Here is a 20,423-nt window from a genome sequence, read left to right on the forward strand (position 1 = left end):
GGACATCGCCTGCGCCGGTGGCATCGACTCCGTGAATCTTTACGCACTGTGGGTGAACTGGCGTACACCTGAAGTGAGTTCACCCCAAAGGGTGGTTTCCGCGCGCATATTCGAATCTTTCGGCACGTGCGTTCCCTCGCGCCTCGTTCCGTCACCCGTTTCCCACGGGCGAGCCGGGGCGGGGCACCGGGTCGAGCCACTTCAACGAGGCAGGACCGGCATACGTCACCGCCTGTCAACCCGTCGCCGCGGTCGACTCACCCCACCACCCTCCCGTTCAGCACCACATGGCGCGGGGCCGCCAGCACCCGGACGTCGGCGCGCGGGTCCTCCTCGTACACGACCAGGTCCGCCGGAGCGCCCTCTTCCAGGCCCGGCCGCCCCAGCCACCGCCTCGCCCCCCACGCGGTGGCGGAGAGGGCCTCCAGGGGCGGGATGCCCGCCTTCACCAGCTCGGCCACCTCGCCCGCGACCAGGCCGTGCGCCAGCGAACCGCCCGCGTCGGTGCCGACGTAGACGGGGATGCCGGCGTCGTACGCGGCGCGCACGGTGTCGTACCGGCGCTCGTACAGCTGCCGCATATGCGCCGACCAGCGGGGGAACTTCGCCTCGCCGCCCGCCGCGAGGTCGGGGAACGTGGCGATGTTGACCAGGGTCGGGACGATGGCGACACCGCGCTCGGCGAAGAGCGGAATGGTCTCCTCGGTGAGGCCGGTTGCGTGCTCGACGCAGTCGATGCCCGCCTCCACCAGGTCGCGCAGCGACTCCTCCGCGAAGCAGTGCGCGGTGACGCGGGCGCCCAGGCGGTGCGCCTCCGCGATGGCCGCCTCGACCTCGCCGCGCGGCCAGCAGGCGGTGAGGTCCCCGGCGGAACGGTCGATCCAGTCCCCCACCAGCTTGACCCAGCCGTCCCCGCGCCGGGCCTCCCGGGCCACGTACGCGACGAGGTCGCCCGGCTCGATCTCATGGGCGTAGTTGCGGATGTAGCGGCGGGTCCTCGCGATGTGGCGGCCCGCCCGGATGATCTTCGGCAGATCCTCGCGGTCGTCGATCCAGCGGGTGTCGGAGGGCGATCCGGCGTCCCGGATGAGCAGGGTCCCGGCGCCCCGGTCGGTGAGCGCCTGCTTCTCCGCGGTGGCCGCGTCGACCGGGCCGTGCGCATCCAGCCCCACATGGCAGTGCGCGTCGACCAGACCGGGCAGCGCCCACCCCGTGACGGTCTGCGCCCCCTCCGCGCCCGGCGGCCGTTCGTAGGTGATCCGCCCGTCGACGGCCCACAGTTCCTCGCGCACCTCGTCCGGACCGACGAGGACCCGCCCCTTCACGCGCAGCACCGGCTGCCGCTCCTGATCGCGCACCTGATCGCTCATAGCGGCACTGTACGAGGCCATCGGTAGGCTGCGCGGGGGGCGTCGGGGACCGACCGGGCACCCCCTCGCGCGGCAGACCCCCACGGGCGGCGGCGGCCGCGCGGCAGGACCCGCCGCCCGGCCACGGACCCGACCCGATCCGAACCGAAGAGAGCCCCACCGTGACGCACCCCTTCCTCGACCTCCCCCCGCTGACCGCCGCCCGCTTCGCGGCCATCGAGCGGCGGGTGGCCGCGCTCCTCGCCACCGGGCAGGACGTCGTCATCACGCAGGGCGAGGCGCTGCTGCCGCTGGAGGGCTGCATCCGCAGCGGCGCCCGGCCCGGCTCGACCGCGCTGAACGTGGTCACCGGACCGTACGGACAGACCTTCGGCGACTGGCTGCGGGACTGCGGCGCCCAGGTCGTCGACCTCACCGTGCCCTTCCACACGGCGGTCACCGCCGCCCAGGTCGCCGAGGCGCTCGCCGAGCACCCGGAGATCGACTTCGTCTCGCTGGTGCACGCGGAGGCGGCCACCGGCAACACCAACCCGGTCGCGGAGATCGGTGAGGTGGTCCGGGCCCACGGGGCGCTCTTCATGCTGGACGCGGTCGCCTCGGTGGGCGCCGAGCCGCTGCTGCCGGACGCCTGGGGCGTGGACCTGTGCGTGATCGGCGCGCAGAAGGCGATGGGCGGTCCGGCCGGGGTCTCGGCGGTGTCGGTGAGCGAGCGGGCCTGGGAGCGCTTCGCCGACAACCCGGCCGCCCCGCGCCGCTCCTACCTCTCGCTCCTGGACTGGAAGGAGCGCTGGATCGACACGGGCCGCACAGCACTCCCGCACGCCCCGGCGCAGCTGGAGATGCTGGGCCTCGAAGCGTGCCTGGAGCGGATCGAGGCCGACGGCCTGGAGACGCTGACGGCCCGCCACTCCTCGGCCGCGGCGGCGACCCGGGCGGGCGCGGTGGCCCTCGGCGGCGGCCTGGAGCCGTACGTCCACGAGGCGCGGGACGCCGCTCCGGTGGCCACGACGCTGCGCGCCCCGGCGGGGACCGACGCCGCCGCGCTGGTCGCGCGGGCGCGGGCGACAGAACCCTCGCTGCCGCTCGTCGCAGGCGGCGGGGCGCTGTCGAAGGAGATGATCCGGGTCAATCACTACGGGGCGGATGCGACGCGCGGCGCGGTGCTGTCCTCGCTCGCGGCTCTGGGGGCGGCGCTGGCCGCCACGGGTCGGCAGGTCGACTTCGAGGCTGCCCGCCGCGCAGTCTCGGAAACCTCTCCGGACCTCTGAGCCTCTGATATTCAGAATGCGGGGAGCTGCTTTATCGAAAGCAGCTCCCCGCATTCTTCTGCCCGCTTTCCCGCCCTCTAAACGCAGAAGTTTTTCCGGGTTCGAACTTCGTGATTCGGACACGTTCCGAAGGAGTTACCAGCTTGTGACCGACTCCACAAGCCGGGCGTTATGCCCGAAAAATTCGGGACAAGTATGACCAAATCGCACCTCGATTCCCCGGGGCCTCGCGCACGCCTGATAACACAGTCCGGCGCTCCACCCAACCCCTCACCTCGATGCAATTTCGAAATTTGCTGGGTAAATTCAATTCGCATGACCGCCGCACCAGCAGATTTTGCCCGTGCCCGAAGCGAATTCCTGAGTATCGACACACCACGAGTGGAGGACGGAGCCGCGATCTGGCGTATCGCCCGCGACTCCGAGGTCCTGGACCTGAACTCCTCGTACAGCTACCTGCTGTGGTGCCGTGACTTCGCCGCCACGTCCGCCGTCGCCCGTGGCGAGGACGGCGAGCCCATCGCCTTCGTCACCGGCTACATCCGGCCCGACCGGCCCGAGACCCTGGTCGTCTGGCAGGTGGCCGTCGACGGGGCGCACCGCGGCAGGGGGCTGGCCGCCGCGCTGCTGGACGCGCTGACCGCCCGGGTCGCCGCCGCCCAGGGGCTCTCCTGCGTCGAGACGACGATCACCCCGGACAACACGGCATCCGACCGGCTGTTCACGTCCTACGCCCAGCGGCACGACGTGGCACTGGAGCGGGAGGTGCTCTTCGACGGCGGGCTGTTCCCCGAGGGGACGCACCTGCCCGAGGTCCTCTACCGGATAGGTCCGTTCACCGGCTGAGACACCCGGGGCACCGCTGAGGCGTCCGCAGCGTCCGAGGCCCCCGGCCGGGGCACGGCCGGACCGCGACCCGCCCGGCACACCCGAACCCGTACGACCCCGCGGGCCCTACGGCCCCGTACGGCCGGGCGTACCGCACCCGTACGCCCGGTCCCCCACGACTTTTCGCGCCGGCCGACCACCCGGCGCGGTCCCGGCCGCCCCCTCGGGGCCGGGAGCACCGACCACACCGCCCGTCACACCCCCTCACGCAGGAGATCCGCTGTGACCATCACCCCGCCCGCACTGAGCGTCTTCGAGACCCTGGAGTCGGAGGTCCGTAGCTACTGCCGCGGCTGGCCCGCCGTGTTCGACCGCGCGCAGGGCGCCCGGCTGACCGACGAGGACGGCCACTCCTACCTGGACTTCTTCGCCGGGGCCGGCTCGCTCAACTACGGCCACAACAACCCCGTGCTGAAACGGGCGCTGATCGACTACATCGAGCGCGACGGCATCACCCACGGCCTGGACATGGCGACCACCGCCAAGCGCGCCTTCCTGGAGACGTTCCAGAACGTGATCCTGCGCCCGCGCGACCTGCCGTACAAGGTGATGTTCCCCGGCCCGACCGGCACCAACGCCGTCGAGTCGGCGCTGAAGCTGGCCCGCAAGGTCAAGGGCCGCGAGTCCGTCGTCTCGTTCACCAACGCCTTCCACGGCATGTCGCTGGGCTCGCTCGCCGTCACCGGCAACGCGTTCAAGCGGGCCGGCGCCGGCATCCCGCTGGTGCACGGCACGCCGATGCCGTTCGACAACTACTTCGACGGTACGGTCCCCGACTTCCTCTGGTTCGAACGGCTGCTGGAGGACCAGGGCTCGGGGCTCAACAAGCCCGCCGCCGTGATCGTGGAGACCGTCCAGGGCGAGGGCGGCATCAACGTGGCCCGCGCCGAGTGGCTGCGCGCGCTCCAGGAGCTGTGCCACCGCCAGGACATGCTGCTGATCGTCGACGACATCCAGATGGGCTGCGGCCGGACCGGCGGCTTCTTCTCCTTCGAGGAGGCCGGGATCGTCCCGGACATCGTCACGCTGTCGAAGTCCATCAGCGGCTACGGCCTGCCGATGTCGCTCTGCCTGTTCAAGCCGGAGCTGGACATCTGGGAGCCGGGCGAGCACAACGGCACCTTCCGCGGCAACAACCCGGCCTTCGTCACGGCCGCCGCCGTGCTGGACGCCTACTGGGCCGACGGGCAGATGGAGCAGCAGACCAAGGAGCGGGGCCTCCAGGTCGAGCAGGCGCTGCTGGCGGTCTGCGCCGAGGAGCCGACGGCGCAGTTCCGCGGCCGGGGCCTGGTCTGGGGCATGGAGTTCGAGGACCCGGCGCGCGCCTCGGCGGTCTGCGCCCGCGCCTTCGAGCTGGGACTCCTGCTGGAGACCTCGGGCCCGCAGAGCGAGGTCGTCAAGCTGCTGCCGCCGCTGACCATCACCACCGAGGAGCTGGACGAGGGCCTGCGCACACTGGCCCGGTGCGTCCGCGAGACCGCCTGACCCGGCGCGACCGGGGCAGGCGAGAGAAGAAGGAGCCCCGGGCCCCCGAGGCCCGGGGCGGAGCACGAGAGAAGGGCACCGCTCACCGTGATCGTCCGATCGTTCAAGGACATCGAGAACACCGACCGGCATGTGAAGTCCGCGTCCGGCACCTGGGAGAGCAAGCGCATCGTGCTCGCCAAGGAGAAGGTCGGCTTCTCCCTCCACGAGACCGTGCTCTACGCGGGTACGGAGACCTCCATGTGGTACGCCAACCACATCGAGGCCGTCCTGTGCACCGAGGGCGAGGCCGAGCTCACCAACGACGAGACCGGCGAGACCCACTGGATCTCCCCCGGCACGATGTACCTGCTGGACGGGCATGAGCGCCACACCCTGCGGCCCAAGACCGACTTCCGCTGCGTGTGCGTCTTCAACCCCCCCGTCACCGGACGGGAGGACCACGACGAGAACGGTGTCTACCCACTGCTGACCGAGGAGGCCTGAACCGTATGACCACCGAAGTACGCGCCGATCTGTACCCCTCGCGCGGCGCCGCCGAGATGACCACTCCCCGCCAGGACCCGGTCATCTGGTCCGCGCCGGGCGCACCGGGCCCGATCTCCGCCAAGGACCTCCAGGGGTACGAGCACGACGGCTTCCTCACCGTCGACCAGCTCATCACTCCGGACGAGGTCGCCGTCTACCGCGCCGAACTGGACCGGCTCGTCTCCGACCCGGCGGTCCGCGCCGACGAGCGCTCGATCGTCGAGAAGCAGTCGCAGAACGTCAGGTCCGTCTTCGAGGTCCACCGGATCAGCGAGGTCTTCGCCGGCCTGGTCCGCGACGAGCGGGTGGTGGGCCGGGCCCGTCAGATCCTCGGCTCGGACGTGTACGTCCACCAGTCCCGGATCAACGTGAAGCCGGGCTTCGGCGCCTCGGGCTTCTACTGGCACTCGGACTTCGAGACCTGGCACGCCGAGGACGGCCTCCCGAACATGCGGACCGTGTCGGTGTCGATCGCTCTGACGGAGAACTTCGACACCAACGGCGGGCTGATGATCATGCCCGGTTCGCACAAGACGTTCCTGGGCTGTGCGGGCGAGACGCCGAAGGACAACTACAAGAAGTCGCTCCAGATGCAGGACGCGGGCACCCCGTCCGACGAGGCGCTGACGAAGATGGCCGACCGGCACGGCATCAGGCTCTTCACGGGCAAGGCCGGTTCGGCGACCTGGTTCGACTGCAACGCCATGCACGGCTCGGGCGACAACATCACTCCGTACGCCCGCTCCAACGTCTTCATCGTCTTCAACAGCGTGGACAACGCGGCGCAGGAGCCGTTCGCGGCACCGGTCCGCCGCCCGGAGTTCATCGGGGCGCGGGACTTCACCCCGGTGAAGTAGCGGGACACATGACGCGCGAGGGGGTCCGGGACGGTAGGCCGGTATGCCGTTCCGGGCCCCCTGCCGCGCACCCGTTCCGCCCCCTCGCGCGTTACTCGGTGGACCGGGCCCAGGCAACCGGGGAGGGTGGCGGCCATGACTTCTCACGTACGGCACATCACGATCGACTGCGCGGACCCCTACGCGCTCGGCACGTTCTGGTCCCAGGTGCTCGGCGCGCCGCTGGCCGAGGACGACCTCCCCGGTGACCCGGAGGCCCTGCTGGAGACTCCCGGCGCGGCGGTCCTCTTCGTCTCGGGGCCCGACGCCAAGACCGTCAAGAACCGGGTCCACCTCGATATCCAGCCGCAGGACCGCACCCGGGACGAGGAGGTGGAGCGGCTGCTGGCGCTCGGGGCCACCCTCGTGGGCGACCACCGCAAGCCGAACGGACGGGGGTGGGCGACCCTCGCGGACCCGGAGGGCAACGAGTTCTGCGTGGAGTGCTCCGCCGCCGAGCGGGCGGCGCTGACCGGCACCCGGCTGCCGGTGACGGCCGACGATGTGACGACCGCCGTGCGGCTCGCGGTGGATGTGCTGGCCGGGGCCCCGGCGGACCGCTGGGAGGCCCTCGCCGGAACGCTGGAGTGGACCTGCTGGGAGACGGCGGAGCACCTGAGCGACGATCTCGTCTCCTACGCCGTCCGGTTGGGCACGCGCACGCCCCCGCTGGAGCAGAACCTCCCCCTGCGGTGGACCTCGGAACGCCCGGACGGGCCGTACGGCCTGTTCTTCGCCGACCGCGGGGCCGGGCCCGCCGGGCTGCTGGCGACGGTGGAGGCGAGCGGCGGGCTGCTGGCCTCGATGGTGCGGACGACGCCTTCCCGGGTGCGGGCGTACCACGTCTACGGCGTCTCCGACCCGGAGGGATTCGCCGCGATGGGGGTGGTGGAGACCCTGGTGCACACCCATGACCTCGCGGAGGGGCTGGGGCTGGACTGGGCCCCGCCCGCCGCGCTCTGCGACCGGGCGCTGGCCCGGCTCTTCCCCGACGCCCCGGCGGGCGGCGACCGGTGGACCGTGCTGCTCTGGGCCACCGGTCGCGCCGAACTGCCGGACCACCCGCGCCGCACGGAGTGGCGGTGGGACGGGCGGCCCCTGGAGGATCAGACGGCTTCGAGCGCCGGGTAGTCGGTGTAGCCCTGGGCGTCGCCGCCGAAGAAGGTCGACGGGTCGGGGGCGTTGAAGGGGCCCCCGGCCTTGAGGCGGGCGGGCAGGTCCGGGTTGGCGAGGAAGAGCGCGCCGTACGAGATGAGGTCGGCGATCCCGTCCTCGATCACGGTGAGGTGGTCCGGCCCGGTCGGCCCGTCGGAGTGCACGTTGATCAGGACGGGGCCGGTGAACACCTTGCGCAGGGCAAGGGTCAGGTCGCGGATCGGGGCGCCTTCCAGGATGTGCAGGTAGGCGAGGCCGAGCGGCTCGATCTCCTGGGCCAGCGCGGTGTAGACGGCGTCCGGGGCGGGCTCGTCGATGTCGTTGTAACCGTTCGAGGGCGAGATGCGCAGGCCGGTGCGGGCCCCGCCGATCTCGGCCGCGACCGCCTTGACGACCTCCACGGCGAACCGGATGCGGCCCTCGTCGGAGCCGCCCCACCCGTCGGTGCGCAGGTTGGTGTTGGGCGCGAGGAACTGGTGGATCAGGTAGCCGTTGGCCCCGTGCAGCTCCACCCCGTCGAACCCGGCCTCGATGGCGTTGCGGGAGGCGGAGACGAAGTCGGCGATGGTCTGCCGGATCTCGGCGTCGGTCAGCTCGTGCGGCTCGACGAAGTCCTTGGGGCCCTCGTGGGTGTAGACCTGGCCCGCGGCCCTGACCGGGGAGGGGGCGACGGGGACGAGTCCGTCGGGGAGCAGGACCGGGTGGCCGATGCGCCCCGCGTGCATGATCTGGGCGAAGATCCGGCCGCCCTCGGCGTGCACGGCGTCGGTGACCTTGCGCCAGGAGGCCACCTGCTCGACGCTGTGCAGCCCGGGGGTGAAGGGGTAGCCCTGGCCGACGACGGAGGGCTGGATGCCCTCGGTGACGATCAGCCCGGCGGAGGCCCGCTGGGCGTAGTAGGCGGCGGTCAGCTCGGTGGCCGTGCCGCCCTCGCCGGCCCGGCTGCGGGTCATCGGGGCCATCACGATGCGGTTGGCCAGGGGGGTGCCGGCCAGGTCGATCGGGTCGAAAGCGGTGGTCATGCGGACTCCCGGAGAAAATAGGTAATTGACCGATCAACGAAGTATGTGGTCGGCCAAGTATCGGCACTGGCGCCACTGTAGCTCATTAATTGGCCGACCAAGGTAAAGTGTGGGCAAGCTGCGAACGTCACCGAAGCCCCGGATGCCGCCGCAAGCCCTCAGGCCCCCCGGAAGCCCTCGTCCCAGCAGCACCGAAGGAGCCCCGCCATGGACACCGGCCACGCCAGCACCGCGGATGCCGCCTGTTCCGACGCACTGCCCGGGGCGGCGCTCAGCGGGCCCGTGAGCCACGCCGTCTCACGCGTCGCCCGGCTGCACCGGATCGCGGCGGGGAAGCTACTGAAGGGGCTGGGGCTCTACCCGGGGCAGGAGCTGCTGATGATGCACCTGTGGGACGCGGGGCCGGCACGCCAGTCCGAGCTGATCAGGACACTGGACCTGGACCCGTCCACGGTGACCAAGACGCTCCAGCGCCTTGAGCAGGCCGGGCATGTGCGCCGCCGCCCCGACCCGGACGACCGGCGGGCCGTACTGGTCGAGGCGACGGAGGCGAGCTGCGCGCTGCACCGGGAGGTACGGGACGCGTGGGGCAGCCTGGAGGAGCACACGCTGGCCGGGCTGGACGGCGACGAGCGCACGGAGCTGACGCGGCTGCTGGCGAAGGTGGAGGAGAACCTCTGCCGGGAGACGGAGGGCTGCCCGGAGCGTCGGGCCCTCTAGGCCGGACACCCCCTAGGCGCGCGGCCGGGGGTCCCTCCGACCCAGGACCTCCAGCACCCGGTCCACGTCGGCCTCGGTGTTGTAGAGGTGGCAGGAGATCCGCAGGTTCCCGGCGGGCGCCGAGACCGCGATCCCGGACTCGGCCAGCTCCGGCTCACGGCTCTCCAGCCCCGGCACGGAGACGATCGCGGACTCCCCCGGCACCACCGCGTACCCCTGCTCCACCAGCCCCGCGCGCAGCCGGGCGGCCAGCGAGGTGGCGTGGGCGTACAGCGCGTCGGTGCCGATCTCCCCGAGCAGCGCGAGAGAGTGCTCGGCCCCGTGGTACGAGAGGAAGGCGGGCGGCTCGTCGAACCCCCGGGCTCCGGGGGCGAGATGCTCCAGCGGACCGTAGTTGCTGGTCCACGGCGCCCCGGCGGCCACCCAGCCCGCGAAGAGCTTCGGCAGCGTCTCCTGCGCCTCCTCGGTGACGGTGAGGAACGACGTACCCCGCGGGCAGAGCAGGAACTTGAAGCCGCCCGCGACGGTGTAGTCGTACGCCCCGGCGTCCAGCGAGAACCAGCCCGCCGACTGGGTGGCGTCCAGCAGGGTCCGGGCCCCGTGGGCGGCGGCGGCCGCGCGGACGGCGGCGAGATCGGCGACCCGGCCGTCGGCCGACTGGACCGAGGAGAAGGCGACGAGCGCGGTCGTGGGGCGCACGGCGTCGGCCAGCCGCGCGAGGGGGACGTACCGCATCCGCAGATCGCCCCGGAGCGCGAACGGGCTGACGACAGAGGTGAACTCCCCCTCGGGCGCGAGGACTTCGGCCCCGGGTGGGAGTGAGGCGGCGATCAGCCCGACGTGGACGGTGACCGAGCTGCCGGTGGCGACCCGGTCCGGCCCGACCCCGGCGAGCCGGGCGAACCCGACCCGGGCCGCCTCCACGGCGTCGAAGCTGCCCGCTCCGATCCGGCGGCCGGCGGCGTTCTCGTCGGCGAGGGCCTTGACGGCGGCGATGGTCCGGCGGGGCAGCAGCCCCCAGCTGGAGGTGTTGAGATAGGTGACCTCGGGCGCGAACTCGGCGGCGGCGGCCCGGCTGAGTTGAGAGATCGTCATGGGCCCAGCCTGGAGCCGCCCCACTCCATAGTCAATGATCGAATTTCACGTCGCTAACCCAAGGATTCCTTATGAGGGCGAGGGTTCAGCCGCGCGGGACCTCGCAGGCGCCGTCCGTGTCGCAAGCCTCGGCGTCGCCGCCGACGGTGGTGAGAGCGGTGGCCGGGCGGTCCTTCCATGCCTGCTCCAGCGCCTGGACGAAGACCTCGGATGGCTGGCCGCCGGAGATCCCGTACCGCCGGTCGAGCACGAAGAACGGCACCGCGTTGGCGCCCAGTTCGGCCGCCTCCCGCTCGTCCGCCCGGACCTCGTCCGCGTACGCCTCGGGGTCGGCCAGCACCGCCCGCGCCTCCTCGCCGTCGAGCCCGGCCTCCACGGCGAGGGCGAGCAGCACGTCGTCGTCGAAGACGGACCGCTCCTCGGCGAAGTTGGCCCGGTAGGCGAGGGTCAGCAGCTCGTCCTGGCGGCCGCGGGCCTTGGCCAGGTGCAGCAGCCGGTGGATGTCGAAGGTGGAGCCGTGGTCCCGGCCCTCGGTCCGGTATCCGAGCCCCTCGGCCCGCGCGTTGGCCGCGACATTGGCCTCCATCCCGGCGGCCTCCTCGCGGGTCCGGCCGTACTTGGCGGCCAGCATGTCGACGACCTGCTCCCGCTCGCCCTTGGCCCGCCCGGGGTCCAGCTCGAACGACCGGTGGACGACCTCGACCCGGTCCCGGTGGGCGAACTCGGCGAGCGCCTTCTCGAAGCGGGCCTTGCCGATGTAGCACCAGGGACAGGCGATGTCCGACCAGATCTCGACGCGCATGACTCTTCTTCTCTCCAGGGGCCGCGGACGGGCGCGGCGGGCAGTGTGCGGGCGTGCTGGGCGCGGTGGGCGAAGGGGCTCTCCGCCGTACCGGCCTCTCGGTCGAACACCGGACATGACCTGCTCATTCCCAGGATCCGTCCGTCTGCGCCGGAGCCGTTCCCGCTCTGCCCGAGCCGTTCACGAAGACGAGGCGCAGCTCTTGGGGGGCTTCTCCACCGGGACGATGCGGAGCTTGTCCATGGGCAGCTTGAGCGCGCCCTTCTCGGCGGGGTCCCAGAGCACCGCGGCCCCTGACGCGTCACCGATCTTCAGGTACGGGCGGGTGGGGCGGAACTCCCCTCCGTCGACGTGGATGCCGTCGGCCGGGCCGATGGGGTGCACGCACACCCACCGGGGGGTGATGCCGAAGTACGCGTCCGGAGCCTTGCCGGATGCCGCCGCCTTCACCACTCCGGCCCCGGCACGGGCGGCGGTTTCCAGGCCGAGGTTCCAGCCGCCGGTCCACAGCAGGATCAGGGCGAAGAAGCCCAGCAGGGTGTAGGCGGGCCACCGCTCGCGTACGCACCAGTGGAAGTGGTGCAGATACCCGAGCCCGGCCAGGGCGATCAGCCAGAGGTTGACCGCGAGCCCCAGTCTGGCCGTCGCGATGAGCTGCCAGAGTTTGGGGATCTCCACGTCTTCGAGGTTCAGGCCGAAGGCGTCCAGATAGAGCGCGTGCAGCCCGAGGCCCAGGGAGGGGAAGAGCCCCAGGGCGAGCGGCAGCACGGCGGGGAGCAGCCAGGGGGCGACGACGCGCCAGCTCCACTGGCGTACCAGCAGGCGGATGCCCGTGAAGACCACATAGGCGGCGGCGACGGCCAGCAGGCCCAGCGCCCCCGAGGGCCCGCCTGGCCCCCCGGAGAGCTCGATCGTGGCTCCCATGCCGACTGTGAGCACGCCGATCACCAAGGCCGCTCCCAGGGCGGCGCCGGGCTTGCCGGGCATGAACCTGATCAGCCAGTGGGCGGCCAGCCCCAGAGTCGTCACCGCCACCAGGCCCAGCACCCACCACGCGGCGAAGCCCTGCGGCCAGAGGCGGGCGATCAGCGAGGACGTGATCATGAGGGCAGCCGCGGCGTGGCAGAGCCGGAAGATCTCGCGGTCGCCTCGCCGCCTCCTCCCGGTCACGGCCCCGGGCTCCGGGTCCGGGGTCCCGATGGGCCGGCGGACCGTGACGCGTGGCGAGGGCGCGACCGCGCCCGGCAGCGTACGCGTGGCGAGTTCCTGGGCCCGCGCGCGGTCCGGGGCGGAGATGTGGCGCCCCGTGCGGTAGGGCGCGAGCCGCTCCGCGCACCACCGCCGGGCCCGCCTCCGCCACCGTGCCCGACGTGTCGGAGGGGTGGCCGGAGGGGCGTCGGCCGCCGGGCGCTCGTAGGCGAACCAGGCCGGTCGCTCCTCGGGGTCCCTGACGACGAGGTCGGTGACCTCCACGTTGAGATCGAGCTGCAGCTCGTCCCCCACCACCTCGATGCGCTCCCGCGCTCCGCGCCGGGCGTTGACCCGGCTGCCGGGGAAGCGGCACTCCAGCAGATAGCGGGTCGTCCGTGCGGTCATCGCTGTGGAGGGGCCGCCCTCCTTCTGGAGGACCGGCCACCTTCTCTCCGCCAGCGCCTGCTCGAAGTCGTCGCACTCCGTCGTCGTTCCCAGCAGCTCCACCACGGCTGTCGCCCGCTGGTCGAATCTCCGCCTCGCCGGCACCCGCCGACCCCCGTTCTCTCCGCGTGCTCCGGGCCGTGTTCAGCCCGGGCTCATGTCAGGCGGCCGTCCACCCGCCGGGGCAGACCCAGCGGGTTGGCCTCGCGCAGCTCCGGCGGGAGGAGTGCGTCGGGGGTGTTCTGGTACGTCACCGGGCGCAGCCAGCGCTCGATCGCCGTCGCGCCGACCGAGGTGGTGGGCGAGGTGGTGGCCGGATAGGGGCCGCCGTGGTGCTGGGCGGGGGCAACGGCGACCCCGGTCGGCCAGCCGTTGACCAGGACGCGCCCGGCGAGCGGGGTGAGGGCGGCCAGCAGCCCGGCCGCCCCGGGGTCCTCGCCCTCCGTCGCGGTCTGGAGCGTGGCGGTGAGGTTGCCCGGGAGCCGGGCGAGCACGGCGGCGACTTCGTCCCCGGAGCCGTAGCGCGCGATCACGGTGACCGGGCCGAAGCACTCCTCCAGGAGCACGTCGTGCGGGCCGTCGGCGGTCAGGCGATCGGCGGGCACGGTGAGGAATCCGGCCGAGACGGTGTGCTCACCGGCCGCGCCGGGGGTGACGGGCGCCTCGACGCCGGGGAGCCGGGCCCGCTCCCGTACGCCCGCGAGGAACGCGTCCCGCATCCGGTGGTCCAGCATCACGCCGGAGCCGGTGGAGCTGACCGTCTCGGTGAGGGCCTTGACCAGTCGGTCGCCCGCACCGCCCGCCGGGGCGAGGACGAACCCCGGCTTCGTGCAGAACTGGCCCACGCCCAGGGTCATGGAGGCGCCGAGCCCCGCGCCGATCTCCGCCGCGCGCTCGGCCGCGGCGGCCTCGGTGACCACGACCGGGTTGAGCGAGCCGAGTTCGCCGTGGAAGGGGATGGGGGCGGGGCGGGCGGCGGCCGCGTCGAACAGGGCGCGTCCGCCGCGGAGCGAGCCGGTGAACCCCGCCGCGCTCACCAGCGGGTGGCGGATCAGCTCGACGCCCGCGTCGAACCCGTGGACCAGGGTCACCACGTCCTCGGGCAGGCCGGTGCGGGCGGCGGCGCGGCGGAGGACCGAGGCGCAGAGTTCGGAGGTGGCGGGGTGGCCGGGGTGGGCCTTGACCACGACCGGGCAGCCCGCGGCCAGCGCGCTGGCGGTGTCGCCGCCGGGGACGGAGAAGGCGAGCGGGAAGTTGCTCGCCGCGTAGACGGCGACGACCCCGAGCGGGATCTTCCAGCGGCGCAGGTCGGGCCGGGGCGGGGTGCGGGAGCCGTCCTCGTGGTCGATGCGGATGTCGAGGTGGCCGCCCTCCTCGACGACCTCCGCGAAGGCCCGCAACTGGTCCGCCGTGCGCGCGAGTTCCCCGGTGAGGCGGGCCGGGCCGAGGGCGGTCTCCGCGTCGGCGGCCTCGATGATGTGCGCGCCGGAGCCCTCCAGCAGCTCCGCCGCCGCACGCAGGAACGCGGCCCGTGGCGTGCGGTCGGCCAGGGCGTCCCGTACGGAGTGGGCGGCCCGGACCGCCCGGTCGACCTCCTCGGCGGTGGCCTCCACCGCGACCTGTTCACGCGCATTCCCGCTGCGGGGGTCGACGCTCCAGACTGGCGCTGCGCTCACCGTGGCTCCCCTCGGTTCCTGGAACACCGGCCGGAAACGTTCGTTATTCTGAACGGAGTTCCTGATCGTGAATGTCCTCGGACTCTATTTCCGGGCCTTCCGTGTTGGCAATGGCCGCAGAAGCCGAAGAAGGAGCGTGGGGCGATGTCGGTCGCCGAGTCCGGTGGGGCACCGGTCAAGTCCGCGGTACGCACGGTGGAACTGCTCGAGTACTTCGCGGGGCGGCCCGGGACACACTCGCTCGCCACCGTCCAGGAGGCCGTGGGCTACCCCAAGTCCAGCCTCTACATGCTGCTGCGCACCCTGGTCGAGCTGGGCTGGGTGGAGACGGACGCCACGGGCACGCGGTACGGGATCGGGGTGCGGGCCCTGCTGGTGGGCACCTCCTACGTCGACGGCGACGAGGTCGTGGCCGCCGCGCGGCCCACCCTGGACCGGCTGGCCGACGACACCACGGAGACCGTCCATCTGGCCCGGCTCGACGGCACGAACGTGGTCGACCTCGCCACCCGGCCGTCCCAGCACTCTCTGCGCCCCTTCACCCGGGTCGGCCGCCGGCTCCCCGCCCACTCCACCGCGCTCGGCAAGGCACTGCTGGCCACCCACACCGACGAGCAGGTCCGCACACTGCTCCCCGAGACGCTGCCCGCGCTGACCGAGCACACCGTCACCGACCGCGAACGGCTCATCGAGGAGCTGCGCCTGGTCCGTGAGCAGGGGTACGCGGTGGACCGCGAGGAGAACACCCTCGGCCTGCGCTGCTTCGGCGTGGCGATCCCGTACCGGACCCCCGCCCGGGACGCGGTCAGCTGCTCGGTGCCGGTCGCCCGGCTCACCCCCGGCCATGAGCAGACGGTCAAGGACGCCCTGCTCGACGCCCGCGACCGGCTCACCCTGGCGACGCGCAGACTCTGACCCCGGAGCCGGGTCCGCGCCGGGGAGGAACCTCCGTAACGCCGGGTGAGAAATCGGTGAGAAGCGGCACAAGCGGGAACGGGCGGAACGGCCCCGCTCGTCCTCCAGCGGGATGAACAAGACAATCAGGCGCGCTTCGGTCTGCTGCCTGCTCGCGGTCCTCGCCCTGCTGGTGCGGGCGACGTGGGTGCAGGGCTACCAGGCCAAGGCGCTCGCAGACGACGAGCACAACCGGCGGAACACCATCGCGCAGTACGCGCAGCCGCTCGGGGACATCATCGTGGCCGGTTCGCCGGTCACCGGATCGAAGGGGACCCGTGGCGGAGACCTCCGGTACAAGAGGACCTACACCCAGGGCGAGCTGTACGCGGCCGTCACGGGCTACAGCTCGCAGGCGTACGGGGCGACCCAGCTGGAGGGCATCTACAGCCATGTCCTGGACGGCACGGACGACCGTCTGAAGAGCCCGGCCGATCTGATCACCGGCAAGCGGGCCGCCCCGGGCAACGTCCTGACCACCATCGACCCGGACGTCCAGAAGGCGGCGTACGAGGCGCTCGGCGGGGACAAGGGCGCGGCGGTGGCCATCGACCCGACGACCGGCCGCATCCTGGGCATGGTCTCCACCCCTTCGTACGATCCCTCCGCCATCAGCGGCACGGACGACGGCGACACCTGGAGGAAGCTGCTGGCCGACGAGGACAAGCCGCTGGTCAACCGGGCGCTGCGGCAGCCGCTGGCGCCGGGCTCCACGTTCAAGCTGGTGGTCGCGGCGGCGGCGCTGGAGAACGGGCTGTACGGCTCGGTCGACGAGGCCACCGACAGCCCCGACCCGTACACCCTCCCCGGCACCCGGACGGTCCTGCGCAACGAGAACGCCTCCGCCCCCTGCGAGAACGCCACCCTGCGCACCGCCCTCCAGTACTCCTGCAACAACGTGTTCGCCAAGGCGGCGGCCGATCTCGGCCAGGACAAGGTCAAGGAGATGGCGGACGCGTTCGGGTTCGACACCGAGAAGCTGGACGTCCCGGTGCGGGCGGCGAAGAGCGTCTACCCGACCGGCATGGACAAGGCGCAGACGGCGCTGACGGGCATCGGCCAGTTCGAGGTCACCGCGACCCCGCTCCAGATGGCGATGGTCACCGCGGCCCTCGCCAACGGCGGTGAGCTGGCCGCCCCGCACATGGTCTCGTCGGTGACGGACGGCGACGGCTCGACGCTGGAGGAGACCGGTGACGGGAAGGCCGAGCGGGTCGTGAAGGAGTCCACCGCCGAGCAGCTCCGCAGCGCGATGGTGACCGTCGTCGAGAAGGGCACCGGCACCAACGCGAAGATCCCCGGGGCCGAGGTCGGCGGAAAGACGGGGACCGCGCAGAACGGTGTGGACAACAGCAACACTCCGTACGCCTGGTTCACCTCGTACGCGAAGGACGACAGCAACGGCAAGGAGGTCGCCGTCGCGGTGATCGTCGAGGACTCCGGCTCGGCGCGCTCCGAGGTCAGCGGCAACGGCCTGGCGGCGCCGATCGCCCAGAAGATGATGAAGGCGGCGCTGGAGCGGTGAGCCGGGCACGCCCGTGGCGGGCAGCAGAGCGGGGCTGAAGGAGGGGGCCCGTGCTGGTCCGGTTCGTCGTGGAGCGCGCCCAGGCGCATCGGGCGGCGCTCGGGCGGGGGCGGGGTGACCCGGGGCGGGGATGAGGGGGAAAGGTAAGGGAACGGCAAAGCGGGGTCGTTCGTTACTCCGTGCATGACCGCAATGACCCCCGGCTCGAACATCCCTCTCTCCGCCGCCCGTGTGGCGGTGGACGTCGCCGCTCCGGTGCGGCTCGACGTCTCGGGCCTGCTGCTCACCGCCGACGGCAAGGTGCGCTCCGACGACGACTTCATCTTCTACAACCAGCCCTCGGGCCCCGGTGTGACCTATCGCGCCGGCGGCGGCTCGGCCCCCGACGCGATCGTGGTGGACACCAGCGCGGTCCCGCCGGGCATCGAGAAGATCGTCGTCACCGCGAGTCCGGACGCCGCGGGACAGACCTTCCAGGGCATCGAGCCCACCGCCACCGTGCGCAACGCCGACGACGGCACCCCGCTGGCCACGTTCACCCCGCCCCGGCTGAGCAGCGAGACGGCGCTCGTGGTCATCGAGATCTATCTGCGCAACGGCGCCTGGAAGGCCCGCGCGGTGGGCCAGGGCTATGCGAACGGGCTGGCGGGCATCGCCACGGACTTCGGCGTCTCGGTCGAGGACGAGCCGGCCGCCCCGCCGGTCCCGGCCGCCGCTCCGGCGGCCGCGCCGGTCGACCCGCGGATCGCGCCGCCGGCCCCCGCCGCTCCCCCGGCCCCGCCCATCGCGGCCCCCGCGGCCGCGGGGAAGATCAACCTCGACAAGGGCCGGGTCAGCCTCCAGAAGAACCAGACCGTCTCCCTGGTCAAGGGCGGTGCCCCGCTGCTCTCGCGGGTCAGGATGGGCCTGGGCTGGGAGCCGGCGTTCCGGGGCAAGGACATCGACCTGGACGCCTCGGTCATCGCCTACGGCCCCAACCGCAACCACCTGGACAGCTGCTACTTCGGCAAGCTGACCATCCTGAACGGGGCGATCAAGCACTCCGGCGACAACCTCACGGGCGAGGGGGCGGGCGACGACGAGACGATCGTCGTGGACCTGGGCCGGATCCCGGCCGAGGCGACGGGCCTGGTCTTCACGGTCAACTCGTTCACCGGACAGAAGTTCAACGAGGTCGCCAAGGCCTACTGCCGCCTGATCGACGACGCCACCGGCGAGGAACTGGTCCGCTTCGACCTCACCGGCGCCGAGCCGCAGACCGGCGTCATGATGGCCAAGCTGATCAAGCAGTTCAGCGGCGAGTGGGAGATGACGGCCATGGGCGAGTTCGTGAAGTCACGCACCGTACGCGGCATGGTGAAGCCCGCCGCCCAGGCGCTCTGAACACATCCGGGGCACCTGAACCGGTGGTTCAGGTGCCCCGGGTCGGAAGAAGGCGGGCGCTCAGAGCTTGGTGAGCTTGGAGTAGGGGCTCAGGATCCTTCCCTGGCGCCCCGAGAAGTCGATGAGGACCGCGTCGTTGTCGCCCTCGACAGCAAGAATCCTGCCGAGTCCGAACTGGTCGTGCGACACCCTGTCGCCCACATCGAAGCATTCGACCGGTGGGGCCTCCTGGGCCGGGCGGTTGAAGGGACTGGACGGCAGGTGACGCCGGGAGCCGGCTGATTGTTTCATCAGGTCGAGTATGCGCCCTGTGAAGGCCCGACGCCATGCCCGTCTGCCGCCCGGCCCCCAGAAGTACCGGATTCGTGACCCGCGCCCACCAGTGCCGGTCAGCGCTTTCCCCGGCCCTCAGCGGCGGAACCACACGGAACGGGGCGCCGGAAAACACCCCCGAACGTGTGGCGTTTTCAGCCGCCGACACCTGATGAGCAGCCGACATCCGCTTGGTAAGAGCAGATGTCGGCGGAAGCCCTCCGCTCCCCCTCAGCCGCCCGCCCGCGACCGCGCCTTGAACGCGGCCTTCCGGGCGTCCTTGGCCGCCTTCTTGTCGCTGTGCAGGCGGCCCATGGCCTCCAGCACAGCGGCGGTGGCCGGGTGGTCGACGCGCCAGACCTCGTCGAAGAAGCCGCTGTGCTGGGCGGAGAGGCCCTCGACCAGACCCTGGAGTTCGTCGAGTTCGCCGTCGGCGTCCAGCTGGGCCGCGATGGTGTCGATGGCCAGCCAGAAGACCATGGCCTCCGAGGGGGCCGGGACGTCGGTCGCCCCGTGCTCGGCCAGCCAGACCCGGGCCAGGCCGCCCAGTTCCGGGTCGCCCAGGACCGCGCGCACGGCGGGTTCGGCCTCCTCACCGGCGAGGGCGAGGGCCTGCTGGCAGTGGAGGCGGCGCAGCGGCGCGCCCTCGTCCGTACCGCGTGCCGCCGCCAGCAGCTCGGCCGCGGCCGGGACCGCTCCTTCGGCCCCGCGCCCGGCCAGCCACAGCTGGATCTCGGCGCGGGCGGCGCCCTCCGGGTAGTAGGCGATGCCGTCGAGGAGGGCGTCGGCGCCCTTGTCCGCGAGGTCGCCGACGGCGGGAGCCACCGCCCCGGCCTCCAGCATCCGAGCCCGGACGCCGTACAGGCCGAGGGGGGTGAGCCGGACCATCCCGTACCGGGTGACGTCCTCCTCGTCGGCCCCGGCGGCGTCCGCCGGGTCGCCCGCCTCGGCCATCAGCGCCTCGTCCACCGGCTGGTACTCGACGATCCCGATGGGTTCGAGCAGCCGGAACTGGTCGTCGAGGCGCATCATCGCCTCCGAGACCTGCTCCAGGATGTCATCGGTGGGCTCGCCCATGTCGTCGGGGACGAGCATCGACGCGGCGAGGGCGGGCAGCGGCACCGGCGCGTCACCCGCGCCGCTGTCCGCGAGGGTGAGGAGGTAGAGGTTGCCGAGGACCCCGTCGAGGAACTCCGTCTCCTCCTCCGGGTCCCAGTCCAGGGCGTCGAAGTCGATCGACCCGTCCTCACCCACGAGGTCCGCGAAGTCGTCCAGGAGGGGTGCGGTGGCGTCGGCGTGCACGGCGTCGAGACCGTCCAGCCAGATGTCGAGGATCTCCTGCGGGGAACCGGTGGTGAGCAGCGCCAGGTTCTCGCCGGCGGTGACGGTGCCCTCGGCCTCGTCGTCCTCCCCATCGGGGTCGGTGACGTCGAGGAGGCCGGTGTCGACGGCGAGCCGCCAGGCCTCGCTGGCGTACGCGGCGCCCTCCTCGTCGGCCGGGAGGCCGAGGTGCTCGGCGGCTGCGGGCAGTTGGGCCTCGACGAGTTCGCCGCCCGCGCCGACCCGGGTCTCGGGTCCGGCCCAGCGGGCGAGCCGGACGGCCCGGACGAACAGCGGCGCGGCGAGCGCGTCCCGCGCCAGTTCGGCCTCGGAGTTCAGCCGTACCGGCGGCAGGACGGGGCGCTCTGCGGACATCGGGGGTTCTCCTC

General features: G+C 72.3%; 18 protein-coding genes. 10 read left to right on the forward strand and 8 right to left on the reverse strand.

Translation table 11 applies throughout. The annotated features are described in order from the left end of the window. Window positions 1-257: 257 nt before the first annotated feature. Window positions 258-1,370 carry an amidohydrolase family protein gene (locus tag AC0682_RS16350; RefSeq protein WP_478533447.1) on the reverse strand — a complete coding sequence of 371 codons (1,113 nt, stop codon included), beginning with the start codon at window positions 1,368-1,370 and terminating at the stop codon, window positions 258-260. Window positions 1,371-1,531: 161 nt separating this feature from the next. Between AC0682_RS16350 and AC0682_RS16355 the strand changes: the two genes are divergently transcribed. The 6 genes from AC0682_RS16355 to AC0682_RS16380 all read left to right on the forward strand — a co-directional run bounded on the left by AC0682_RS16355 (window position 1,532) and on the right by AC0682_RS16380 (window position 7,566). After that, window positions 1,532-2,638, forward strand: coding sequence for a pyridoxal-phosphate-dependent aminotransferase family protein (locus AC0682_RS16355; protein WP_478533448.1), 1,107 nt, complete (start codon window positions 1,532-1,534; stop codon window positions 2,636-2,638). Between the two features lie 315 nt (window positions 2,639-2,953). After that, window positions 2,954-3,484 (forward strand): diaminobutyrate acetyltransferase, encoded by a 531-nt coding sequence (gene ectA, locus AC0682_RS16360; protein ID WP_478533450.1) that lies wholly within the window; start codon window positions 2,954-2,956, stop codon window positions 3,482-3,484. 264 nt (window positions 3,485-3,748) lie between these two features. Beyond that, window positions 3,749-5,011, forward strand: coding sequence for a diaminobutyrate--2-oxoglutarate transaminase (ectB, locus tag AC0682_RS16365; RefSeq protein WP_478533451.1), 1,263 nt, complete (start codon window positions 3,749-3,751; stop codon window positions 5,009-5,011). Between the two features lie 87 nt (window positions 5,012-5,098). Beyond that, window positions 5,099-5,497 carry an ectoine synthase gene (locus AC0682_RS16370; RefSeq protein ID WP_018512207.1) on the forward strand — a complete coding sequence of 133 codons (399 nt, stop codon included), beginning with the start codon at window positions 5,099-5,101 and terminating at the stop codon, window positions 5,495-5,497. A gap of 5 nt (window positions 5,498-5,502) precedes the next feature. Continuing rightward, window positions 5,503-6,396 (forward strand): ectoine hydroxylase, encoded by an 894-nt coding sequence (gene thpD / locus AC0682_RS16375; protein WP_478533452.1) that lies wholly within the window; start codon window positions 5,503-5,505, stop codon window positions 6,394-6,396. 135 nt (window positions 6,397-6,531) lie between these two features. Next, the gene (locus AC0682_RS16380) at window positions 6,532-7,566 is read left to right on the forward strand and encodes a VOC family protein (protein ID WP_478533453.1); all 1,035 of its coding nucleotides are present in this window, start codon (window positions 6,532-6,534) and stop codon (window positions 7,564-7,566) included. Here AC0682_RS16380 and AC0682_RS16385 read toward each other — a convergent pair. Next, window positions 7,542-8,612: an alkene reductase gene (locus tag AC0682_RS16385; RefSeq protein ID WP_478533454.1), complete on the reverse strand. Its 1,071-nt coding sequence runs from the start codon at window positions 8,610-8,612 to the stop codon at window positions 7,542-7,544. The two genes, AC0682_RS16380 and AC0682_RS16385, sit on opposite strands and share 25 nt — an antisense overlap. A 207-nt stretch (window positions 8,613-8,819) precedes the next feature. On the opposite strand from AC0682_RS16385, the gene AC0682_RS16390 reads away from it, so the two are divergent. Continuing rightward, a complete protein-coding gene (locus AC0682_RS16390) occupies window positions 8,820-9,332 on the forward strand; it encodes a MarR family winged helix-turn-helix transcriptional regulator (protein WP_478533455.1) in 513 nt (170 codons plus the stop codon). A gap of 12 nt (window positions 9,333-9,344) precedes the next feature. On the opposite strand, the gene AC0682_RS16395 is transcribed toward AC0682_RS16390, so the two are convergent. From AC0682_RS16395 to AC0682_RS16410, 4 genes are all read right to left on the reverse strand, one after another. Continuing rightward, the gene (locus AC0682_RS16395) at window positions 9,345-10,427 is read right to left on the reverse strand and encodes an aminotransferase class V-fold PLP-dependent enzyme (protein ID WP_478533456.1); all 1,083 of its coding nucleotides are present in this window, start codon (window positions 10,425-10,427) and stop codon (window positions 9,345-9,347) included. Between the two features lie 85 nt (window positions 10,428-10,512). Next, a complete protein-coding gene (locus AC0682_RS16400; protein WP_478533457.1) occupies window positions 10,513-11,229 on the reverse strand; it encodes a DsbA family oxidoreductase in 717 nt (238 codons plus the stop codon). Between the two features lie 180 nt (window positions 11,230-11,409). After that, window positions 11,410-12,930, reverse strand: a complete 1,521-nt coding sequence (locus tag AC0682_RS16405) for a hypothetical protein (RefSeq protein WP_478533459.1) — start codon at window positions 12,928-12,930, stop codon at window positions 11,410-11,412. An 89-nt stretch (window positions 12,931-13,019) separates the two neighbouring features. Beyond that, window positions 13,020-14,540, reverse strand: a complete 1,521-nt coding sequence (locus tag AC0682_RS16410) for an aldehyde dehydrogenase (NADP(+)) (RefSeq protein ID WP_478533461.1) — start codon at window positions 14,538-14,540, stop codon at window positions 13,020-13,022. A gap of 144 nt (window positions 14,541-14,684) precedes the next feature. On the opposite strand from AC0682_RS16410, the gene AC0682_RS16415 reads away from it, so the two are divergent. The 3 genes from AC0682_RS16415 to AC0682_RS16425 all read left to right on the forward strand — a co-directional run bounded on the left by AC0682_RS16415 (window position 14,685) and on the right by AC0682_RS16425 (window position 18,402). After that, entirely contained in the window at window positions 14,685-15,455 is a 771-nt protein-coding gene (locus AC0682_RS16415; RefSeq protein WP_478533462.1) for an IclR family transcriptional regulator, read from the forward strand. Window positions 15,456-15,567: 112 nt separating this feature from the next. Further along, window positions 15,568-17,019, forward strand: coding sequence for a peptidoglycan D,D-transpeptidase FtsI family protein (locus tag AC0682_RS16420; protein ID WP_478533465.1), 1,452 nt, complete (start codon window positions 15,568-15,570; stop codon window positions 17,017-17,019). 183 nt (window positions 17,020-17,202) lie between these two features. Then, a complete protein-coding gene (locus tag AC0682_RS16425) occupies window positions 17,203-18,402 on the forward strand; it encodes a TerD family protein (RefSeq protein ID WP_478533467.1) in 1,200 nt (399 codons plus the stop codon). A gap of 60 nt (window positions 18,403-18,462) precedes the next feature. Here AC0682_RS16425 and AC0682_RS16430 read toward each other — a convergent pair whose 3' ends face one another. Continuing rightward, window positions 18,463-18,693: a hypothetical protein gene (locus tag AC0682_RS16430; protein ID WP_003969918.1), complete on the reverse strand. Its 231-nt coding sequence runs from the start codon at window positions 18,691-18,693 to the stop codon at window positions 18,463-18,465. Between the two features lie 252 nt (window positions 18,694-18,945). Beyond that, the gene (locus tag AC0682_RS16435; RefSeq protein WP_478533469.1) at window positions 18,946-20,409 is read right to left on the reverse strand and encodes a hypothetical protein; all 1,464 of its coding nucleotides are present in this window, start codon (window positions 20,407-20,409) and stop codon (window positions 18,946-18,948) included. Window positions 20,410-20,423 lie beyond the last annotated feature (14 nt).

The organism is Streptomyces sp. NPDC043746 (assembly GCF_056436485.1).